General features: G+C 69.2%; 20 protein-coding genes and 1 tRNA gene. 10 read left to right on the top strand and 11 right to left on the bottom strand.

What is annotated here, in order from left to right:
* Positions 1-47: 47 nt before the first annotated feature.
* Both H5T77_RS06180 and H5T77_RS06185 read right to left on the bottom strand, forming a co-directional pair.
* Positions 48-725: a response regulator transcription factor gene (locus tag H5T77_RS06180; RefSeq protein WP_008360778.1), complete on the bottom strand. Its 678-nt coding sequence runs from the start codon at positions 723-725 to the stop codon at positions 48-50.
* Positions 722-1879, bottom strand: a complete 1158-nt coding sequence (locus H5T77_RS06185; protein WP_292646445.1) for a sensor histidine kinase — start codon at positions 1877-1879, stop codon at positions 722-724. Before H5T77_RS06185 ends, H5T77_RS06180 begins: the two co-directional genes overlap by 4 nt.
* A gap of 120 nt (positions 1880-1999) precedes the next feature.
* Between H5T77_RS06185 and phoU the strand changes: the two genes are divergently transcribed.
* Entirely contained in the window at positions 2000-2650 is a 651-nt protein-coding gene (gene phoU, locus H5T77_RS06190) for a phosphate signaling complex protein PhoU (RefSeq protein ID WP_292646447.1), read from the top strand.
* Positions 2651-2730: 80 nt separating this feature from the next.
* Here the strand turns inward: phoU and H5T77_RS06195 are convergent, their stop codons facing one another.
* From H5T77_RS06195 to H5T77_RS06205, 3 genes are all read right to left on the bottom strand, one after another.
* Complete coding sequence (locus H5T77_RS06195; RefSeq protein ID WP_292646449.1) at positions 2731-3471, bottom strand: phosphoglyceromutase; 741 nt, start codon at positions 3469-3471, stop codon at positions 2731-2733.
* On the bottom strand, positions 3471-4253 hold the full coding sequence (locus tag H5T77_RS06200; RefSeq protein WP_292646451.1) for a hypothetical protein: 783 nt from the start codon (positions 4251-4253) through the stop codon (positions 3471-3473). Before H5T77_RS06200 ends, H5T77_RS06195 begins: the two co-directional genes overlap by 1 nt.
* Positions 4254-4320: 67 nt before the next feature.
* The gene (locus tag H5T77_RS06205) at positions 4321-5166 is read right to left on the bottom strand and encodes a UbiA family prenyltransferase (protein WP_292646453.1); all 846 of its coding nucleotides are present in this window, start codon (positions 5164-5166) and stop codon (positions 4321-4323) included.
* 235 nt (positions 5167-5401) lie between these two features.
* Here H5T77_RS06205 and H5T77_RS06210 point away from each other — a divergent pair, with 235 nt between their 5' ends.
* Together H5T77_RS06210 and H5T77_RS06215 are read left to right on the top strand one after the other, a co-directional pair.
* Positions 5402-5887, top strand: a complete 486-nt coding sequence (locus tag H5T77_RS06210) for a CarD family transcriptional regulator (RefSeq protein WP_008360791.1) — start codon at positions 5402-5404, stop codon at positions 5885-5887.
* A gap of 105 nt (positions 5888-5992) precedes the next feature.
* Positions 5993-6592, top strand: coding sequence for a glycosyltransferase family protein (locus tag H5T77_RS06215; RefSeq protein ID WP_292646470.1), 600 nt, complete (start codon positions 5993-5995; stop codon positions 6590-6592).
* Here H5T77_RS06215 and H5T77_RS06220 read toward each other — a convergent pair.
* Positions 6585-7277 (bottom strand): IspD/TarI family cytidylyltransferase, encoded by a 693-nt coding sequence (locus H5T77_RS06220; RefSeq protein ID WP_292646473.1) that lies wholly within the window; start codon positions 7275-7277, stop codon positions 6585-6587. The two genes, H5T77_RS06215 and H5T77_RS06220, sit on opposite strands and share 8 nt — an antisense overlap.
* Positions 7278-7445: 168 nt before the next feature.
* Between H5T77_RS06220 and nirD the strand changes: the two genes are divergently transcribed.
* The 5 genes from nirD to H5T77_RS06245 all read left to right on the top strand — a co-directional run bounded on the left by nirD (position 7446) and on the right by H5T77_RS06245 (position 12398).
* Positions 7446-7808, top strand: a complete 363-nt coding sequence (gene nirD, locus H5T77_RS06225; RefSeq protein ID WP_292646476.1) for a nitrite reductase small subunit NirD — start codon at positions 7446-7448, stop codon at positions 7806-7808.
* A 39-nt stretch (positions 7809-7847) separates the two neighbouring features.
* The gene (ispF, locus tag H5T77_RS06230; protein ID WP_292646479.1) at positions 7848-8327 is read left to right on the top strand and encodes a 2-C-methyl-D-erythritol 2,4-cyclodiphosphate synthase; all 480 of its coding nucleotides are present in this window, start codon (positions 7848-7850) and stop codon (positions 8325-8327) included.
* A 116-nt stretch (positions 8328-8443) separates the two neighbouring features.
* Positions 8444-9868 carry a cysteine--tRNA ligase gene (gene cysS / locus H5T77_RS06235; protein ID WP_292646482.1) on the top strand — a complete coding sequence of 475 codons (1425 nt, stop codon included), beginning with the start codon at positions 8444-8446 and terminating at the stop codon, positions 9866-9868.
* The gene (gene rlmB / locus H5T77_RS06240; protein WP_292646485.1) at positions 9868-10821 is read left to right on the top strand and encodes a 23S rRNA (guanosine(2251)-2'-O)-methyltransferase RlmB; all 954 of its coding nucleotides are present in this window, start codon (positions 9868-9870) and stop codon (positions 10819-10821) included. Before cysS ends, rlmB begins: the two co-directional genes overlap by 1 nt.
* 62 nt (positions 10822-10883) lie before the next feature.
* Positions 10884-12398, top strand: coding sequence for a metallophosphoesterase (locus H5T77_RS06245; RefSeq protein ID WP_292646488.1), 1515 nt, complete (start codon positions 10884-10886; stop codon positions 12396-12398).
* A gap of 2 nt (positions 12399-12400) precedes the next feature.
* Here H5T77_RS06245 and H5T77_RS06250 read toward each other — a convergent pair whose 3' ends face one another.
* Complete coding sequence (locus H5T77_RS06250) at positions 12401-13936, bottom strand: alanine/glycine:cation symporter family protein (protein WP_292646491.1); 1536 nt, start codon at positions 13934-13936, stop codon at positions 12401-12403.
* 177 nt (positions 13937-14113) lie between these two features.
* On the opposite strand from H5T77_RS06250, the gene H5T77_RS06255 reads away from it, so the two are divergent.
* A tRNA-Thr gene (locus H5T77_RS06255) sits at positions 14114-14189 on the top strand.
* Between the two features lie 9 nt (positions 14190-14198).
* Here H5T77_RS06255 and pdxY read toward each other — a convergent pair.
* From pdxY to H5T77_RS06275, 4 genes are read right to left on the bottom strand one after another with little or no spacing between them, the layout of a single operon-like run.
* Positions 14199-15050, bottom strand: coding sequence for a pyridoxal kinase PdxY (pdxY, locus tag H5T77_RS06260; RefSeq protein ID WP_292646493.1), 852 nt, complete (start codon positions 15048-15050; stop codon positions 14199-14201).
* A gap of 23 nt (positions 15051-15073) precedes the next feature.
* On the bottom strand, positions 15074-15691 hold the full coding sequence (locus H5T77_RS06265; RefSeq protein ID WP_292646495.1) for a rhomboid family intramembrane serine protease: 618 nt from the start codon (positions 15689-15691) through the stop codon (positions 15074-15076).
* 13 nt (positions 15692-15704) lie between these two features.
* Positions 15705-16286, bottom strand: coding sequence for a hypothetical protein (locus H5T77_RS06270; protein WP_292646497.1), 582 nt, complete (start codon positions 16284-16286; stop codon positions 15705-15707).
* Positions 16287-16317: 31 nt separating this feature from the next.
* Positions 16318-17007 (bottom strand): uracil-DNA glycosylase, encoded by a 690-nt coding sequence (locus H5T77_RS06275; protein WP_292646499.1) that lies wholly within the window; start codon positions 17005-17007, stop codon positions 16318-16320.
* 76 nt (positions 17008-17083) lie between these two features.
* Between H5T77_RS06275 and H5T77_RS06280 the strand changes: the two genes are divergently transcribed.
* The gene (locus H5T77_RS06280) at positions 17084-18082 is read left to right on the top strand and encodes an LLM class F420-dependent oxidoreductase (RefSeq protein WP_292646501.1); all 999 of its coding nucleotides are present in this window, start codon (positions 17084-17086) and stop codon (positions 18080-18082) included.
* Positions 18083-18123: the final 41 nt, after the last annotated feature.

Raw genomic sequence — 18123 nt, forward strand, 5'->3', positions numbered from 1 at the left:
GTCCTGAGGTCACCCCGTGACCTCAGGACTCCCACGTCGCTTGTGCCTTACAGGTCCAGCTTGTAGCCTAGGCCTCTTACCGTCACCAGGAACTTCGGCTCGGACGGGTCCGGCTCGAGCTTGGCGCGCAGGCGCTTGACGTGGACGTCGAGGGTCTTGGTGTCGCCGACGTAGTCGGAGCCCCAGACGCGGTCGATGAGCTGGCCGCGGGTCAGCACCCGGCCGGGGTTGCGCAGGAACATCTCCAGGAGCTCGAACTCCTTGAGCGGAAGGCGCTGCTCGTTGCCGTCCACGGTCACGACGTGGCGCTCCACGTCCATCCGGACCGGACCGGCCTCGAGGGTCGCCGGGGCGGCGTCGGGCTCGGTGCCTCGCCGGAGCACGGCGCGGATCCGGGCGACGAGCTCGCGCGGGGAGTAAGGCTTGGTGACGTAGTCGTCAGCGCCGAGTTCGAGGCCGACGACCTTGTCGACCTCGTCGTCCTTGGCGGTCACCATGATGACCGGGACCGAAGAGGTGGCCCGGATCTGTCGGCACACCTCGGTGCCCGAGAGGCCGGGAAGCATCAGGTCGAGCAGCACGATGTCTGCCCCGTTGCGGTCGAACTCCTTCAGAGCGTCGGTGCCGTCCTCGGCGACGGCGACCTCGAAGCCCTCCTTGCGGAGCATGTAGGACAGTGCCTCGCTGTAGCTGGCTTCATCTTCGACGACGAGTACCCGGGTCACGGGCGTTCCTCCTTGCTTGTGCCGGACTGCCCGGCAGTTGGTAGGTGCTGGGGCAGGGTGAGGGTGAAGGTGGAACCTTGACCCTCCTGCGACCAGACCTTGACCTCGCCGCCATGCGTGGCGGCGACGTGCTTGACGATCGACAGGCCGAGCCCGGTGCCGCCGGTGGAGCGGTGGCGGGCGGGGTCGACGCGATAGAAGCGCTCGAAGATCCGGTCGATCTCCGTGGACGGGATGCCGATGCCCTGGTCGACCACGGAGATCTCGACGGAGCCGTCGGTCGCGCGGGTCGAGACGGTCACCGTCGATCCGGGGTCGGAGTATGCGACCGCGTTGGAGACCAGGTTGGTGACGGCGGTCGAGACCTGCTCGTCGTTGCCGAAGACGTGCAGCCCGGCGGTGCCGGCGCTGACCACGTTGATCCCCTTCGCACTGGCGTCGACGATCGAGCTGTCGACGGCGGCCACGATGACCTTGTCGACGTCGACAGCGACCGGCGCCTCCAGCGGCTCGTCACCCTGCAAGCGGGAGAGCTCGATGATCTGCTGGACGAGCGCGGTCAGCCGCTCGGACTCGGTGATCATCCGGTTGGAGAAGCGGCGGACGGCCTCGGGGTCGTCGGAGGCCTCGGTGACCGCATCGGCGAGCACCCTGATCGCGCCGACCGGCGTCTTGAGCTCGTGGCTGACGTTGGCGACGAAGTCGCGGCGTACGGCCTCCACGCGGCGCTCGCGCGTGCGGTCCTCGACCAGGGCGAGGGCAAGGCGGGTGCCCAGTGGAGCGACGCGAGCGGTGACGTGCCGCGAGGCCCCGTTGGCGCGTGAGATCACCAGCTCGATCTCCCGGATCTGACCGTCACGACGAACAGCGTGGACGAGCTCGGACAGCTCGGGCGAGACCAGCGAGGTGCCGCGCACCAGCCCGAGCGCGTACGCCGGGGCGCTGGCCTTGAGCACCGTGTCGTGCTCGTCGACGACGACCGCGCTGCTGCGCAGGACCGAGAGGACCGCGGCGACCTCGGAGGGAACCTTCGGGGGCTCGACCTCGGGTATCCGACGGCGCGAGCGTTCGCTCATCGCCCACGCAAGCACCGCCGCTCCGGCGACGACCGCGCCGAGGAGCGCAGCAAGAAAGGCCTGCGTCGTCGAGTCCACACGATCAGGGTAATCCCATCAAACACCCGTTCTTCACCACTGGACGCCTGCGCGCCGAACGTTCACCATCGGTTCACTCGCGATGAAGACCCGTACATGTCGAGTGTCTAGGATCGGGACATGCGCGCTGCTTTCCATGACGACCTCGATGCCATCTTCAACGACCTCACCAGTGTCTGTGAGCTGGTGTCAGTGGCCGTACGCGACGCGACCACCGCTCTTCTGGAGGCCCGCAACGACCTCGCCGAGCAGGTGATCGACAAGGACGTCGAGATCGACGACGCCCGTGAGCGCATCGAGGAGAACGCCCTCGAGCTGCTCGGTCTGCAGTCTCCGGTGGCCGGCGACCTCCGCGTCGTCGTCGCTGCGCTGCGGATGATCTCCGACCTCGAGCGGATGGGTGACCTCTCGGTCCACGTCGCCAAGATCGCCAGGCTGCGTACGCCGAACAAGGCCGTCCCCGAGCTGGCTCAGCCGACCATCGCCAAGATGGCCGAGATCGCCCAGCAGATGGTCGAGCGCACCTGCCAGATCCTGCGCACCCGCGACGTCTCCGCGGCGCAGGACCTGGTCGCCGACGACGACGAGATGGACCGGCTGCGCCGCCAGTCCTTCGCCGAGCTGCTGGGCCAGGACTGGACCCACGGCGTCGAGCCCGCCGTCGACGTAGCCCTTCTGGGCCGTTACTACGAGCGCATCGCCGACCACGCCGTCACGGTGGCCAACAGGGTCGTCTTCGTGGTGACCGGCGAGACCCCCGCCGACTCCTGACCCGCCGAGTCGGCTCAACCTGACCGGAAATACCGCCGAGCCGGATCGTCAAGACGAGCCGGCTCGGCGGATTGCTGTTGTTACTGCTTGCCCTGGTTGGCGACGGCCTCGGCCGCGGCCGCCGCGGCCTCGGGGTCGAGGTAGGTGCCGCCGGCGACGACCGGCTTCAGCGACTCGTCGAGCTCGTAGACCAGCGGCTGGCCCGTGGGGATGTTGAGCTCGGCGATCGCGGCCTCGGAGACATTGTCGAGGTGCTTGACCAGCGCGCGCAGGCTGTTGCCGTGGGCGGTGACCAGGACCGTGTTGCCGGTCTTCAGGTCGGGCACGATGGCGGAGTCCCAGTAGGGGAGCATTCGGGCGACGACGTCCTTGAGGCACTCGGTGGTGGGTACCTCGATGTCGGCGTAGCGCGGGTCGTCGGCCTGGGAGAACTCGGAGTCGGGCTCGATCGGCGGCGGCGGGATGTCGTAGGAGCGGCGCCAGAGCTGGAACTGCTCCTCGCCGAACTTCTTCAGCGTCTCGGACTTGTTCTTGCCCTGGAGCGCGCCGTAGTGGCGCTCGTTGAGGCGCCAGTCGCGGCGCACCGGGATCCAGTGGCGGTCGGCGACGTCGAGGGCGATGTTGGCGGTGGTGATCGCGCGGCGCAGCAGGCTGGTGTGGACCAGGTCAGGAAGGATCCCGGCCTCGGTGAGCAACCTGCCGCCGTTGACGGCCTCATCCCGGCCCTTGTCGGTGAGGTCGACGTCGACCCAGCCGGTGGAGAGGTTGAGCGCGTTCCACTCGCTCTGGCCGTGGCGCAGGAGGACGAGCTTGTAGGTCATCAGTGGGCTTCCTCGGCGCCGGCGAGGGCAGCCGGGGGGAACTCACAGGAGTAGGGGTCCTCGGAGATCGAGCCGTGCTCACCCTCGGCGGCGTGCTCGTCTTCGGTGCCGTGCTCGCCCTCGGTCGAGGTGTCGGCCGGCAGGGTCGAGACCTCCTCGGATCCTTCGGTGCCAGCCTCGCCGGAAGCTTCCTCGCCGGCAGCACCCTCGGACTCCTGAGCCTGCGCGTTCTTGCCCTTCTTCGCGGGCTTCTCGGTCTCGCCGGCGGCGGCGACGACCTCGGCGTACGGACCGCACTGGGTGACCACCGGGACCGCGACGGTCTTCTCCTCGCCCTCGGAGAAGGTGAAGGTCATCGGGATGCTGTCGCCCGGCTTGAAGTCGCCGGTGACCGGGATGCCGCCGATGGTCGGGTCAGCCAGGTTGATGATGCCGCGGGTGGGCAGCTCGATCGGCGTGAACGACTCGGGCGTGACCGTCTCGGTGGCCTTGGGCGCCGTCTCGATCGAGGTGACCGACGGCAGCGGCTTGCCGGCGACCGCCGGGTTGATCGCCGGGTCCAGCGAGAAGGTGCCGATCAGGACGCCGGAGCCCTCCTGCGCGGTCACGATGCGGGCTGCGTTGATCCGGACGGCGCCATCGAGCGTCGTGCCGCCGTGGATGATCTCGTTGGGCCGGTCGGTCGCGTAGTCGAAGCTGCTGCAGGCGGTGAGCGCCGGAAGGGCGAGAGCCACGAGGGCGCCCGTCACTGCGAGCCGCTTCTGCATAACCTTGGTCGTCACGCGCGACACTCTATCCGCCCGATCCGGCGATCTCAGAAAAGGGTCAGGGTCGCAGGTCAGACACCGCTCATGCGCGCAGTCCGACGACGCCCGCGACGTACAGCATCGCGCCTACCACGACGGCGAGGTAGACCAGCGTGACGAGGAGGAGCTTCCCGGCTCCCAGCTTCAGGCCGGCCTTGAGGGGCAGGTACGTCCACCCGTCCGCGTTGTCGGCGACCAGGCCCCACAGGGCGGTCAGGAAATGTACGCCGAGACCCAGCGCCGCGGCGAGCGCGACCATCGCCCAGTGCGGCGGCCCGCCCGCGGCCTCGCCGGCCCAGCCCGCGTACGACAGGTATCCGGGGTAGCAGGCGAAGGCGGCGGCCCACGGGACCCAGGACAGCAGGCCCCTGCGCAGCAGTACGTTGGCGAGCATCCCGAACACCAGCGAACCCAGGTAGAACAGCCCCGCGACGGTGCCCGAGGTGACCGAGAGCGGAATCACGAGCAGTACGCCGCAGCACAACGCGAACCAGACGCCGCCAGGCTCGAGGCGGCCGTCGGAGATCGGTTTGCCCTCACGCTCGTGACGACGGTCGACGCCTTGGTCGACGAGGTCGTTGTGCCAGCCGAGGACGGCCTGGCCGACGAGGACGGTGACCGCGATCAGCGCGACCTCGCGAGTCGCCAGCCCGGCGATGACGGCTGCCCCTGAGAGGCCGATGGCGGTCAGCACCGCCTGGCGCGGGTGGGCGGAACGGATGAGGAGGAGCGGGGCCCAGTTGCCGACCTTGGCCATGACGCCTTCTCTGCCCGCCGAGGCATCGGGAACGGCGGACGCGCTGGCCTGCGTCCGTTGCTGGTCCTGATCCTGGGCGTGCGGCGACACGGTGAAGATGGTCTTGGGGGCGCTCTGCGATGCATTCGCCATGGCGGCAGTATCGGGCACTGCGCCAAGCCGCGCAGGACAACAGGCTGGCTACGACGAGATTTCGGCCGGGTTTCGAAATCAGCCATGCTGCCACGCTTGACCGACCTGCGCGCGCGGAACCACACAACTTGTCGATCTGTCAACCCCTCAATAATGCCCTGACCTGCATAAACACGGAATCCGAATTCTAAGATCCGTGGTAGACTTGGTTCCCTAGGAAGGGGTACCTAAAAATATGACTTTCACCGTCGGCGAGACCGTCGTATACCCGAACCATGGCGCGGCCGTCATCGAAGACATCGAGATGCGCACCATCAAGGGCGAGGAGCGGCAGTATCTGGTCCTCCGCATCATCGCTCAGCAGGACCTCGTAGTGCGTGTTCCGGCCAACAACCTCGAGCTCGTCGGAGTTCGGGACGTCGTAGACAAGGACGGGCTTGATCGGGTCTTCGAGGTGCTTCGTGCGGAGCACGTCGAAGAGCCGACCAACTGGTCGCGCCGTTACAAGGCAAATCTGGAGAAGCTGCACAGCGGCGATGTCATGAAGGTCGCCGAGGTCGTGCGTGACCTGTGGCGTCGTGAGCGTGACCGTGGCCTCTCCGCCGGGGAGAAGCGCATGCTCGCCAAGGCACGCCAGATCCTCGTATCGGAGCTCGCGCTGTGCGAGCACACCAACGAAGACAAGGCTGAAGTCCTCCTCGACGAGGTGCTGGCCAGCTGACGCTGGTCTCGGTCTGCGCGACAGGCTCCGGGTCATCCCGGGGCCTGTTTCGCGTTTTAGTGGGCTCGTCGCCGGGTTGCCCGGCCAGCCGCTAGCGTGGCTGACATGGAGGATCCTTACGCCGACTACGACGAGATCGATGAGACAGCCGAGCTCCCGTCCGCGCTCGGGACGGTCGCCGAGGACGGCCGCGGATCGCTGCCGTTCGCGCTGATCCAGGGCGAGGCGCTGGTCGCCGCGGCGACCTGGTCCCTCGGGGAGTCCGGAGTGACCCCCGTCGACTTCACCGCATCCTGGGAAGGGATCGTGGCCGCCGAGGAGCCGTTGGTGCTCCACGACTCGCTGTGCCCGATGACCCCGCCGGCCTTCATCGTCCACTGCGTCTCGACCGCGCTCGAGCGTGAGGCGGTCGTGATCGGCGTACGCCCGGTCACCGACACGGTGAAGAAGCTCGCTGTCGAGGAGGGGATGCCGGTGCTCGGCGAGACCGTCGACCGCGACGCGATGGTCTCGGTCACCTCGCCGATCGTGCTGCCGCCGGCCGTCGTCGCCGCGCTGGACGACTGGCCGACCGGCGACTTCGCCGAGATCACGGCTGAGCTGGCCAGTCGGTTCCCGGTCGTCTCGATCGAGGCGCCGCCGATCGGTCGCCGAGTGGCCTCGGAGGAGGACATCCGCCTGCTCGAGGGGCTCGTGGTCAGCTGAGCAGTGCCCTGGCCGCGCGGAGATCGTCGGCGAACGTCACCTTGAGGTTCAGCTGAGTGCTGGGGACCGCGACGATGCGTACGCCGGGGGAGTAGCGCTCCAGGGTGGCGCCGGTGTCGGTTCCGTCGAAGCCGTCGGCCGACGCCTGCGCATAGGCGGCCAGGAGATCGGCCGCCCGGAAGGCCTGCGGCGTCTGTACGCCGACGAGAGCACCGCGCACAGGCCGGAGGTCACGCGTCGAGAGGTGGGTGAGCGGGGCGGCGGGGATGGCGCCGCCGTGCTCGCGGGCGACGCCGATGACCGTTGTGTAGAGCTCGGGGGTGGCCAGCGGCCGGGCGGTGTCGTGGATCGCCACCACGTCGATCGCGCCGGCCTCGATGTCGGCCCGGAGCACCCCGAGCGCGACCTGCTCGGAGGCGTGGCGGGTCTCGCCGCCGGCGACCATCGCGACCTCGCGCTCACCGAGCAGAGGCTGAGCGACGGCCGCGACCGCCTCCTCGTCGCCGCTGCGTACGACCAGGACGACGCGGTGCACGTCGGGCACCTCGAGAGCCGTCCGGAGCGAGAGGCCGAGGGCCGAGGAGGCCGGATCGTCGGACCCGTCGAGCGGGAGCAGCACCTTGTTGGTGGCGGCTCCGACGCGGGTGCCGGAGCCGGCGGCCAGGAGTACGAGAGCGGCGGGCACCCCAGGAGATTATCCGCTCGGCCGACAAGCTGGACCGATGGCCTGGGCGCTGGTGTTTACGCACCCGTTACAAACCGAAACAGGAGGCGACCACCACGCGCCCTACGGTCGGTTCCACCGAAGGGAGGACCGACGTATGTCGACGAAGCGGCTCGGGCCTGCGACGGCATGAGGGAGCGGATACCGCGGCATGAGGAGGGCGACTGGCAGCACGTCTGCCAGGTCGACGAGCTCGAGGTGAAGCGCGGCGCCACGGCGCTGGTCCACGGCCAGGCCGTCGCCATCTTCCGGATGCCCGACGACGTCGTCTACGCGCTGGGCAACCACGATCCGTTCGCCAAGGCGTCGGTGATCGCCAGGGGCATCGTCGGGGTCCGTGACGGGGTGCCGTTCGTGGCCTCGCCCGTCCACCGGCACGGGTTCGACCTGCGTACGGGACAGTGCCTGGACGACCCGCACGTGACCATCCCCGCCTACGAGGTCCGGGTCCTCGACGGCCTCGTCCAGGTCGGGCACCGGAAGACGACCTGACTGCGTCCGATCGGCCGGGGATCTGGGAGACTGCGGAACGTGCAGCTTCCTCTGGTCGGCATCGGGACCGACGTACACAGCCTTGCCGACGGTGTCCCGATGCACGTGGCCGGCCTGGCCTTTCCCGACGAGCTGCAGGGGCTGGCCGGACACTCCGACGGCGACGTCGCCGCCCACGCCTGCTGTGACGCGCTCTTCTCCGCGGCCGGGCTCGGCGACCTGGGGTCGAACTTCGGCACCTCCGAGCCCGAGTGGGCCGGGGCAGCCGGGGTCGTCCTGCTGGCGGAGGCCGCGCGGCGGGTCCGCGAGGCCGGCTTCGAGATCGGCAACGTCGCGGTCCAGGTGATCGGCAACCGGCCCAAGATCGGTCCCCGGCGGGACGAGGCCAACCAAGCGCTCTCCACGGCGGCCGGCGCGTCAGTCACCGTGACGGCGACGACCACCGACGGGCTCGGGCTCACCGGACGCGGCGAGGGCGTCGCGGCGATAGCAACCTCGCTCATCGTGCCACGCCGGTAGCGCAAGCGCGAGGGTACCGACATGGCCCGATGAAATCTCCACCGTTCGCTCGCTGGCGCTCGCTCACCGTGCGTCGCGATGGCTAGGGAACACCCGTACTTCCCTAGACTTGGAGCATGGCACTCAGGCTCTATGACTCGGCGACCCGTGAAGTGCGTGACTTCACGCCCTTGCAGCCCGGCAAGGCGTCGCTCTATGTCTGTGGCCTGACGGTCCAGAGCGAGCCGCATGTCGGACATGTGCGGAGCGGGGTCAACTTCGACGTGCTGCAGCGCTGGCTGCGGGCATCGGGCTACGAGACCACGTTCATCCGCAACGTCACCGACATCGACGACAAGATCCTGGCGAAGTCGGCCGACCAGGGCCGCCCCTGGTACAACCTCGGCTACGAGATGCACCGCGAGCTCGACGCCGCCTACGCCTCGCTCAACGTCGCCCGGCCGACCTACGAGCCGCTGGCGACCGGCCACATCCCCGAGATCGTCACGCTGATCGAGGAGCTGATCGCGAAGGGGCACGCCTACGCCGCCGAAGACGGTTCGGCAGACGTCTACTTCGACGTGCGCTCCTGGCCGAACTACGGCGAGCTCTCCGGACAGAAGGTCGAAGACATGGAGGCCGCCGCCGACGCCGACCCGCGGGGCAAGCGCGACCCGCGTGACTTCGCGCTCTGGAAGGGCCGCAAGGTCTCCGAGCCGGAGACCGCATCCTGGCCCTCGCCCTGGGGTCTGGGCCGACCCGGCTGGCACATCGAGTGCTCGGCGATGGCCGGGAAATACCTCGGCCCCGCCTTCGACTTCCACGGTGGCGGCCTGGACCTGCGCTTCCCGCACCACGAGAACGAGCAGGCGCAGTCACGCGCCGCCGGCCGTCCGTTCGCGAGCTTCTGGCTGCACAACGCCTGGATCACCACCTCCGGCGAGAAGATGTCGAAGTCGCTGGGCAACTCGCTGGTCATCCCGGAAGTCCTGAAGCAGGTACGCGGCATCGAGCTGCGCTACTACCTGGTCGCGGCCCACTACCGCTCCCACGTCGAGTTCTCCTTCGAGGCCCTCCATGAGGCGGCCGCCGGGTTCCAGCGGATCGAAGGCTTCCTGGAGCGGGCGGCGTCCGTCATCGGGGCCGACTCGGCGGAGGCCGGCGGGGCCAACGGCGTCCCGTGCGCCGACTTCGTCAATGCCATGGACGACGACCTCGGCACTCCCGCCGCCGTCGCCGCCCTGCACGAGACCGTCCGCGAGGGCAACAAGCTGCTCGCGGACGGCGACAGCCCGGCGCTGCGCGGGGTCGCCGCGAGCGTCCGGGCGATGCTGGACATCCTCGGCCTCGACCCCGCCGACCCCGCGTGGGGGCCGGCGCGCGGCGAGGACGAGAAGCTGACCGGTGCGCTGGACGTACTGGTCCGCGGGGTCCTGGACGAGCGCGCGCAGGCGCGCGCCGCCAAGGACTGGGCCCGCGCTGATGCAATGCGAGACCGGCTCAAGGAAGCCGGGATCGAGATCGAGGACACCCCTGAGGGTCCGAAATGGAGCGTTAACTGATGGCAGGCAACTCCCAACGTCGCGGCGCGATCGCGAAGGGCCGTAAGAAGGGTGCCCAGGCCGGCACCGGCGGCAACCGGCGTAAGGGCCTGGAAGGCAAGGGTCCGACGCCGAAGGCGAAGGACCGGCCCTACCACAAGGCCCACAAGGCGGCTCAGGCCTCCGAGCAGCGCAACAAGGGCCCGCGCAAGCGGGCCGCCGGCGACGCGGAGTGGATCATCGGGCGCAACTCCGTGGTGGAGGCGCTGCGCGAGGACGTACCGGTCAACGGTCTCTACGTCGCCGAGGGCGCCGAGCGCGACGGGCGGCTGCGCGAGGCGTTCCTGCTCGCCTCCGAGAAGGGCATCTCGCTGCTCGAGGTGACCAAGATCGAGCTCGACCGGATGACCGGGTTCAACGGCCACCAGGGGCTGGCCGCGCGGATCCCCGCCTACGAGTACGCCCATGCCGACGACCTGCTCGACCGCGCTGCCGAGATCGGGGAGAAGCCGCTGATCGTGGTGCTCGACCAGATCACCGACCCGCGCAACCTGGGTGCCATCGTGCGTTCGGCCGCGGGCTTCGGCGCCCACGGCGTCGTGATCCCGGAGCGGCGTGCCGCCGGGATCACCGCCGCCGCCTGGAAGACGAGTGCCGGCGCCGCGTCCCGGATCCCGGTCGCCCAGACGGTCAACCTGACCCGTCAGCTCAAGGCCTACCAGGAGGCCGGCTGCATGGTCGTCGGGCTCGACATGGAGGGCGACATCACGCTGCCCGAGCTGGGCGCCCCCGACGGTCTCGCCGACGGGCCGCTGGTGATCGTCGTCGGTGCCGAGGGCGGCGGGCTCTCGCGCCTGGTCCAGGAGACCTGCGACCAGATAGTGTCGATCCCGATGGCCAACTCAGTCGAGTCCCTCAACGCCGGCGTCGCTGCGTCGGTCGTGCTGTACGCCGTCGCGGAGGCGCGGCGCTGATCTCTCGCCGAACTCTGCTCCGTGGCCTCGCCGTCTGGGCGGGGCTAGGCGCGTTGTGGCTCGTGCTCGCCGCGTTGGTGAGCACGTGGCTCTTCCTGTCCAGCGAGCGCCAGGTGGTCCTGGCCGGTCACGACTCGGTCCTGCGCCCGACGCTGTCGGGCAAGGCGATCATCCACACCGGACCGGTGCTCCCCGACGTACGTCTGGATGTCGACGGCCCGGTCGGTGTCGACGTCACCCTCGGGAAGACCGAGCTGAGATCGATGGACGAGCTCTTCGAGCGCTACGCGGTGCTCGGCTCTGCGCCCGACGGCCAGCGTGCCGTCGTGGTGGAGAAGGTCGAGTCGATGCTCGTGGCGGCGCTGCTCCGTGGCGCCGCGATCTCCTTGACGATCGTCGGCGGCGTGGTGCTGATCTGGTGGCTTCCCGGTCCATCGCGCCGCGCTGACCTGCGCGGACGGATGTCCGCAGCGACCCGGACGAGACGCGGACTCACCGCTGCCGGCGTCGTCGTGGTGACGGTGTCGCTGCTCGCGGTCGCGGTCTGGCAGCCCTGGGGCGAGTCCATCGCGCCCGCGTCAGACAAGGAGGCCGGCCCGGTCTCCGGTGACTGGAGCCTGCTGGCCGACTTCCTCGGTCCGGAGATCCCGGTGCCCGACGAGCTGGCCGGGGTGGAGGTCCGTGGCGATGCCTACGCCAACCAGACCCGTCGGCTGGTGGCCAGCGCCGTCGACACCTACAACTCCAGCCGGACCTTCTACGAGAAGGTCGTCGAGAAGGTCCCGGACCTGGAGTTGCGGGAGCCGGCCGAGGACGAGACGGTGGTGGCCCTGGTCTCCGACCGGCACGACAACATCGGCATGGACTCGGTGGTGCGTGCGATCGCCGACGGGGGCGGGGCGACCGGCATCCTCGGCGGCGGCGACGACACCTCGACCGGGTCCGACTGGGAGACCTTCTCCCTCGACTCCCTGACCGACGCGAGCGACGGCCTGGACAAGTGGGCGGTCACCGGCAACCACGATCACGGCCCGACGGTCGGCGACTACCTGGCCGACAAGGGCTGGACCATGCTCGAGGGCGAGGTCGTCGACGGTCCCGGCGGCTCGACGCTCCTCGGTGCCCCCGACCCTCGCACCAGCGGCCTCGGCAACTGGATCGACGAGAAGGGCGTCAGCCTCGAGGAGGCCGGCTCGAAGCTGGCCGACATCGCCTGTGCGTCGAAGGAGGAGGGCGAACCGGTCGCGACCCTCCTAGTCCACGACCCGGCGCTGGGGCGCGAGACCCTGAGCCGGGGCTGCGCGACCCTCGTCGTCGGCGGCCACCGCCACGTCCACCATGGCCCGACCGAGGTGACCGGCGAGAACGGTGAGACCGGCTGGACCTACACCAACGGCACCACGGGCGGCGCTGCGTACGCCTTCGCGATGGGCAAGATCCGCCGCACCGCCGAGGTCACCCTGATCACCTACGCCGACGAGCTCCCCGTCGGCCTCCAGTCGGTCGAGCTGGAGACCAACGGGGCCCTCACCGCCCACGAGTACGTCCCGCTGGAACGCCCCGCAGAGAGCGAGTGAGGTCAGGCCTCGACCCGCTCGCCCTTCGGGTCGTAGGTCTCCCAGTACGTCGCCCCGGTGATGCCGAGCGCCAGCGGGTCGAAGACCGGGTCCAGACCCTGCTTCTTCTGCCGCTCGAAGTCGCGGAGAGCAGCGAACGCGGGCTGCTGGAGGACGAGGATCCCGAGGATGTTGAGCCATGCCATCAGGCCGACGCCGATGTCACCGAGCGTCCAGGCGCCGCTGGCCGTCGACACGCAGCCGTACGCGGACGCGACCAGGATGACGGCCTGCAGGCCCAGCGTGGTCGCCCGCCCGATGGTGACACCGCGCTGCCCGCCCAGCCGGACGGTTGCGAAGCGGCCGACGATGAAGCGCAGGTTCGTCTCGGCCATGTAGTAGTAGGCGACCATCGTCGTGAAGCAGAAGAACGCCAGCGAGACCGCGATGAAGGAGGCGCCGATCCCGGGGAACACGGTGTCGAAAGCCGACTGCGTGTAGGCCGGGCCGACCTCCGCGCCGGCGGCGAGGATGCCACCGTCGGCGAGCACGTCACCGCTCTCGCTGCCGTTGTCGAAGACGCGGTAGGCACCGGTGGACAGGATCAGGAAACCCGTCGCTGTGCAGACGAACAGGGTGTCGACGTACACGGCGAACGCCTGGACCAGGCCCTGCTTCGCCGGGTGGGAGACCTCGGCAGCGGCAGCCGCGTGCGGCCCCGTGCCCTGCCCCGCCTCGTTGGAGTAGACGCCGCGCTTGACGCCCCACATCACGGCCAGACCGAGCACCGCACCGAACGTGGAGTGGAGGCCGAAGGCGCTCGAGAAGACGTCGTTGAGGACCGCCGGGATCTTCTCGGCATTGACGAACACGACGATCATGGCGACGAGGACGTACGTCACCGCCATGAACGGCACCACGAGCGTCGCGAACGACGCGATCCGCTTGACGCCGCCGATCACGACGAACGCGAGGACGATGACCGTTCCGACCGCAACGGCCCACGACGGCACGTCCCAGGCGTTGCCCATCGCGGCGGTCATCGAGTTCGCCTGGACGCCGGGAAGGAGTACGCCGCACGCGAGCACGGTCACGGCCGCGAAGATGAACCCGTAGACGGTGAAGTAGCGGTGGGCGCGGGTGTGCGCGAAGGCGCGGCTGAAGTAGTAGGCCGGGCCGCCGCGGTACTCACCGGTCAGTGGGTCGCGGGTCTTGTAGATCTGGCCCAGCGTGCTCTCCACGAACGAGGTCGAGGCGCCGAGGAACGCGACTGCCCACATCCAGAACATCGCGCCGGGGCCACCGAACGCGATCGCGGTGGCGACACCGGCGATGTTGCCCGTCCCCACGCGTCCGGCCAACGACATCGCGAGCGCCTGGAACGAGGAGACCCCAGAGGGCGACTTCTTCCCGCGCGCGAGGAGCCGGATCATCTCCGGGAAGTGCCTCACCTGGAGTAGCCGTGACCGCACGGAGAAGTACACCCCCGCGGCGAGACACAGATACACGAGCCAGTTGCTCCATATGACACCGTTGATGGCGCCCAAGATGTCCGTCATCCGTCTTCCCTTCATCTACAAGTCGCTCGGATGAAGGGAAACACTCTCAGACGCCCGCCACGCGAGTGTTCCCGAGGGGTTCCTTCTGCGTGAGCCGAGGGTCTGACGACACGCCGGATACGCACTCGGGGCTGTGACTGGCTACGATTGTCCCGCCGTCGCGGAGACGCACGGCATGCCGGTGTAGCTCAGTTGGTAGAGCGCCTCACTTGTAATGAGGATGTCGCGGGTTCGACTCCTGTCACCGGCTCCAGTCCCTGACTCAGCGGAGCTGAGTGACCTCGTACGTCGTCGGCGGGTCGGCGATGTCGTCCTGCGAGGCGATGAGCTCGAGCTCGCGGCGGCCGGACCTGAGGGTGCGGTCGAGGATGGCGAAGAGGGTGTTGGCAGTGCGGCCCAGTGCGGTGGGGGTCGAGCCAGTCGAGAGCAGGTGGGAGAGGTAGACCGCCGCGGTGACGTCGCCGCCACCGTTGGGGGAGATCGGGAGCAGGGGAGTGGTGACCGACCAAGCGCCCTCCTCGGAGACCGCGATCAGGTCGAGGTGGGTGGGGTCGTCCTGGGTGATCACCGAGGTCACGAGCACGTTGGAGGGGCCCGACGCGCGGACGACGTCGACGGCGGCGAGCACCTCCTCGACGGTGTTCGTGGACTCCACGCCGGCGAGGAAGTTGAGCTCGAAGTGGTTGGGCGTGATCACGTCGGCCGCCGGGACGACCTCGTCGCGCATGAACTCCGGGATGCCCTCCCGGACGAACATCCCGCGCCCGACGTCGCCCATCACCGGGTCGCAGCAGTAGAGGGCTCGCGGGTTGAGCGCCTTCACGCGGCGTACGGAGTCCAGGATCACCGCGCCGACGGCCGGGTCGCCCTGGTAGCCGGACAGCACCGCGGAGACGGTGGAGAGAGCGTCGCGCTCGGAGATCCCCTCGATGACCCCGGCGACCTGATCGGCGTCCACGACCGGTCCGCGCCACGCGCCGTAGCCGGTGTGGTTGGAGAAGTTGACGGTGAGCACCGGCCAGACCTCGTGCCCGAGGCGCTGGATCGGGAAGACGGCCGCCGAGTTGCCGACGTAGCCGAAGGCCACGTGCGACTGGATGGAGAGGATCTGCATGGAACCAGTCTCCATCAGCTCGCTCAGGCGGTCTTCTTCTGGGCCTGCTTCTGGGTCTGCTTCTGGGACGGGTCGTGGAGCAGCCAGGCGGCCACAGCGCCGCCGATGGCGCCGAAGAGGTGGCCCTGCCAGGAGACACCGGTCTGTCCGGGGAGGACCCCGAGCAGCAGGCTGCCGTAGGCGAGGAAGATGAGCACGCCGATGACGATCTGGCTGACGCGGTGGCTGAACAGGCCGCGCATGATCAGGTAGACCAGCCAGCCGAAGATCAGCATCGAGGTCCCGGCGGTGATGCTGCCCGGAGGCGACATCACCCAGACGCCGACGCCGCCGACGACCCAGATGATCAGCGTCGCCACGATCCCTCGACCGACGCCGGAGGCGAGGACCAGGAAGCCGAGGACGAGCGCGGGCACGGTGTTGCCGTAGAGGTGGGCCCAGCCGAAGTGGAGCACCGGGGCGAAGACGATGCCGAGCAGGCCGGCGTCGGTGCGCGGCACGATGCCGAGCGTGTCGAGCTGGTGTCCGCTGACGTAGTCGGTGGCCTCGAGCACCCAGAGCAGGGCGACGAAGCCGAGCGACCAAATGCCGGCCCGAAGCCAGTTGGCGCGCTGGGGCCGTGTGGGGGAATCCTGGCTCACGCCTGAATTCTACCTACCGCTCCACAGCGGCGAGCCGTTGCTCGAGACTCTCGTAGAGATAGGGGACGGCGGCCGGGTGAGGCCCGGTCTCGTAGAGCTCGGTGGCGAGGGCCCGAGGTGACTCCCCGGCGTGGTCGGCTGCCCAGGTGTTGCCACCCCCGGCCAGGGCATCGGGATCCAGCCGTCCGCCGTCGATGGGGATCACGGCATCGGCCGCCAGCGCGACCCAGCGCCCGTCGCTGCTGCCGTCCTCGAACCAGGCCACCGGCACGGCGTACGCCTCGTCCTCGGTCATCTCGGCATCGATCTCGATCTGGCGACCGATCGGGTGGGACCCCTGTCGGCTCCACAGGACGGTCGTGACGTCGAGCCGGTCCGTGTCTGCAGGGCCGGCGGTGCCCAGGACGACGTGGTCGGCGAAAGTCGCCCAGTCGCGTACGTCGGCCGCGGGGAACTCCGGAGGAGCGGCCCGGTCCAGCAGGGTCCGGGCGCCGAGCGCGGCGGCCCAGACCGCCAGCAGGACGATGAAGATGGTGCCGGTGATCTTGAGCCGGCGTGGCACCGACAGCGTCGGTCCGGTCGCTTTCTCGTCCACGTGCCCCCCGTTCACCGCCGATGGTCCGATCCTAGTCAGGCAGGGACCAGTCGATCGGCGAACTGCCCTGCTCGACCAGCAACGCGTTGGCGCGCGAGAACGGCCGGGACCCGAAGAACCCCCGGCGCGCGGAGAGAGGCGAGGGGTGGACGGACTTGATCGCCGGCACCTTGTCGAGGCGCGGCTCGAGGTTCTGGGCGTGCCTGCCCCACAGGATCGCGACCAGCGGCCCGCCGCGGTTGCCGAGCACGTCGATCGCCCGCCCGGTGACCTCCTCCCAGCCTTTCTTGGAGTGCGAGGCGGGAGCGCCGGGGCGCACGGTCAGCGAGGTGTTGAGCAGCATCACCCCGCGGTCGGCCCAGGCCGACAGGTCGCCGTGCTCGGGCATCTTCAGGTCGAGGTCGGTGGCCAGCTCGGCGTAGATGTTGCGTAGCGACGCCGGCAGCGGTCGTACGTCCTTCTCGACCGCGAAGCTGAGGCCGATCGGGTGGCCGATGGTCGGGTAGGGGTCCTGACCGACGATCAGGACGCGTACGTCTCGCAGCGGCCGCCGGAAGGCGTTGAAGATCCGGTCCCCGTCGGGGAGGTAGGGCCGTCTCGCTGCCAGCTCGTCGCGCAGGAAGCGGCCCATCTGCTCGATCTGCGGCTCGGCCGGCGCCAGCGCCTCGGCCCAGTCGGCAGCCATCAGGCCCTTGTCCACGAGTCCGGCGAGTGCGCTCATAAATGGTGAGGGTATCGGCTGGCACCGACGGATAAGTTGTCCGTGGCAACTCAGGTGGACTCATCAAGGAGTAGACATGAAGTTCGGTTTCTTCGTCCCGCAGGGATGGCGCTTCGACCTCGTCGGGATCGACCCGGCGGACCAGTGGACGACGATGAAGGACCTGGCGACGTACGCAGACTCCGGCTCCTCCTGGGAGAGCATCTGGGTCTACGACCACTTCCACACCACACCGGAGCCCTCCGACCAGGCGACCCACGAGGCCTGGTCGCTGATGGCCGGTCTGGGCGCGGTGACGTCGCGGGTGCGGCTCGGTCAGATGTGCTCGTGCATGTCCTACCGCAACCCGGCCTACCTGGCGAAGGTCGCCGCGACCACCGACCACATCAGCGGTGGCCGGATCGAGATGGGGATCGGCGCGGGGTGGTACGAGCACGAGTGGCGCGCCTACGGCTACGGCTTCCCCGAGGCCCGCGACCGGCTCGGGATGCTCCGCGAGGGCGTCCAGATCTTCCAGCAGGCCTGGACCACGGGCGTCTCGTCGCTGGACGGGAAGTACTACCAGGTCGACGGCGCCATCTGTCAGCCGCTGCCTCTTCAGCAGGGCCGTTCCGGCATCCCGCTGTGGATCGCCGGCGGCGGCGAGAAGGTGACCCTCAAGATCGCCGCGCAGTACGCCGACTACACCAACTTCATGGGTGACCCGGAGACGTTCAAGGCCAAGTCGGACATCCTCGCGGCACACTGCGAGAGCCTCGGGCGCGACTTCTCCGAGATCACCCGTTCCTCCAACTACAACGTGGTGCTGGGCGAGAACGAGGCCGAGGTCGCCGACAAGCTCGCCGCCTGGAAGGCGCGGCTGCTGCCGCACCTCGGTGAGGACAAGACCGCCGAGATCATCGCGAACAGCAGCGGCCCCGGCGGGCTCGCCGGCACTCCCGAACAGGTCGTCGAGCGGCTCAAGGCTGTGGAGGAGCTCGGGATGACGTACGCCATCGGCTACTTCCCCGATGCCGCCTACGACCGCTCCTCGCTGGAGCTCTTCGAGTCGCAGGTCATCCCCGAGCTCACCTGAGCCACAGCCGGCGACAGCGTCGCGACGTTTTACAAGTGGGT

Origin of the sequence: Nocardioides sp. (genome assembly GCF_014360585.1) — a bacterium.
In the GTDB taxonomy this organism is placed as follows: Bacteria; Actinomycetota; Actinomycetes; order Propionibacteriales; family Nocardioidaceae; genus Nocardioides.

Bases quoted from the DNA above. Each gene is read 5' to 3' on its own strand.
- rlmB (WP_292646485.1), top strand. From the start codon at position 9,868: ATGGCAGGCAACTCCCAACGTCGCGGCGCGATCGCGAAGGGCCGTAAG.
- nirD (WP_292646476.1), top strand. From the start codon at position 7,446: ATGAGGGAGCGGATACCGCGGCATGAGGAGGGCGACTGGCAGCACGTC.
- H5T77_RS06275 (WP_292646499.1), bottom strand. From the start codon at position 17,007: ATGAGCGCACTCGCCGGACTCGTGGACAAGGGCCTGATGGCTGCCGAC.
- phoU (WP_292646447.1), top strand. From the start codon at position 2,000: ATGCGCGCTGCTTTCCATGACGACCTCGATGCCATCTTCAACGACCTC.
- H5T77_RS06195 (WP_292646449.1), bottom strand. From the start codon at position 3,471: ATGACCTACAAGCTCGTCCTCCTGCGCCACGGCCAGAGCGAGTGGAAC.
- H5T77_RS06215 (WP_292646470.1), top strand. From the start codon at position 5,993: ATGGAGGATCCTTACGCCGACTACGACGAGATCGATGAGACAGCCGAG.
- H5T77_RS06250 (WP_292646491.1), bottom strand. From the start codon at position 13,936: ATGACGGACATCTTGGGCGCCATCAACGGTGTCATATGGAGCAACTGG.
- pdxY (WP_292646493.1), bottom strand. From the start codon at position 15,050: ATGCAGATCCTCTCCATCCAGTCGCACGTGGCCTTCGGCTACGTCGGC.
- H5T77_RS06205 (WP_292646453.1), bottom strand. From the start codon at position 5,166: ATGGCGAATGCATCGCAGAGCGCCCCCAAGACCATCTTCACCGTGTCG.
- H5T77_RS06280 (WP_292646501.1), top strand. From the start codon at position 17,084: ATGAAGTTCGGTTTCTTCGTCCCGCAGGGATGGCGCTTCGACCTCGTC.
- cysS (WP_292646482.1), top strand. From the start codon at position 8,444: ATGGCACTCAGGCTCTATGACTCGGCGACCCGTGAAGTGCGTGACTTC.
- H5T77_RS06210 (WP_008360791.1), top strand. From the start codon at position 5,402: ATGACTTTCACCGTCGGCGAGACCGTCGTATACCCGAACCATGGCGCG.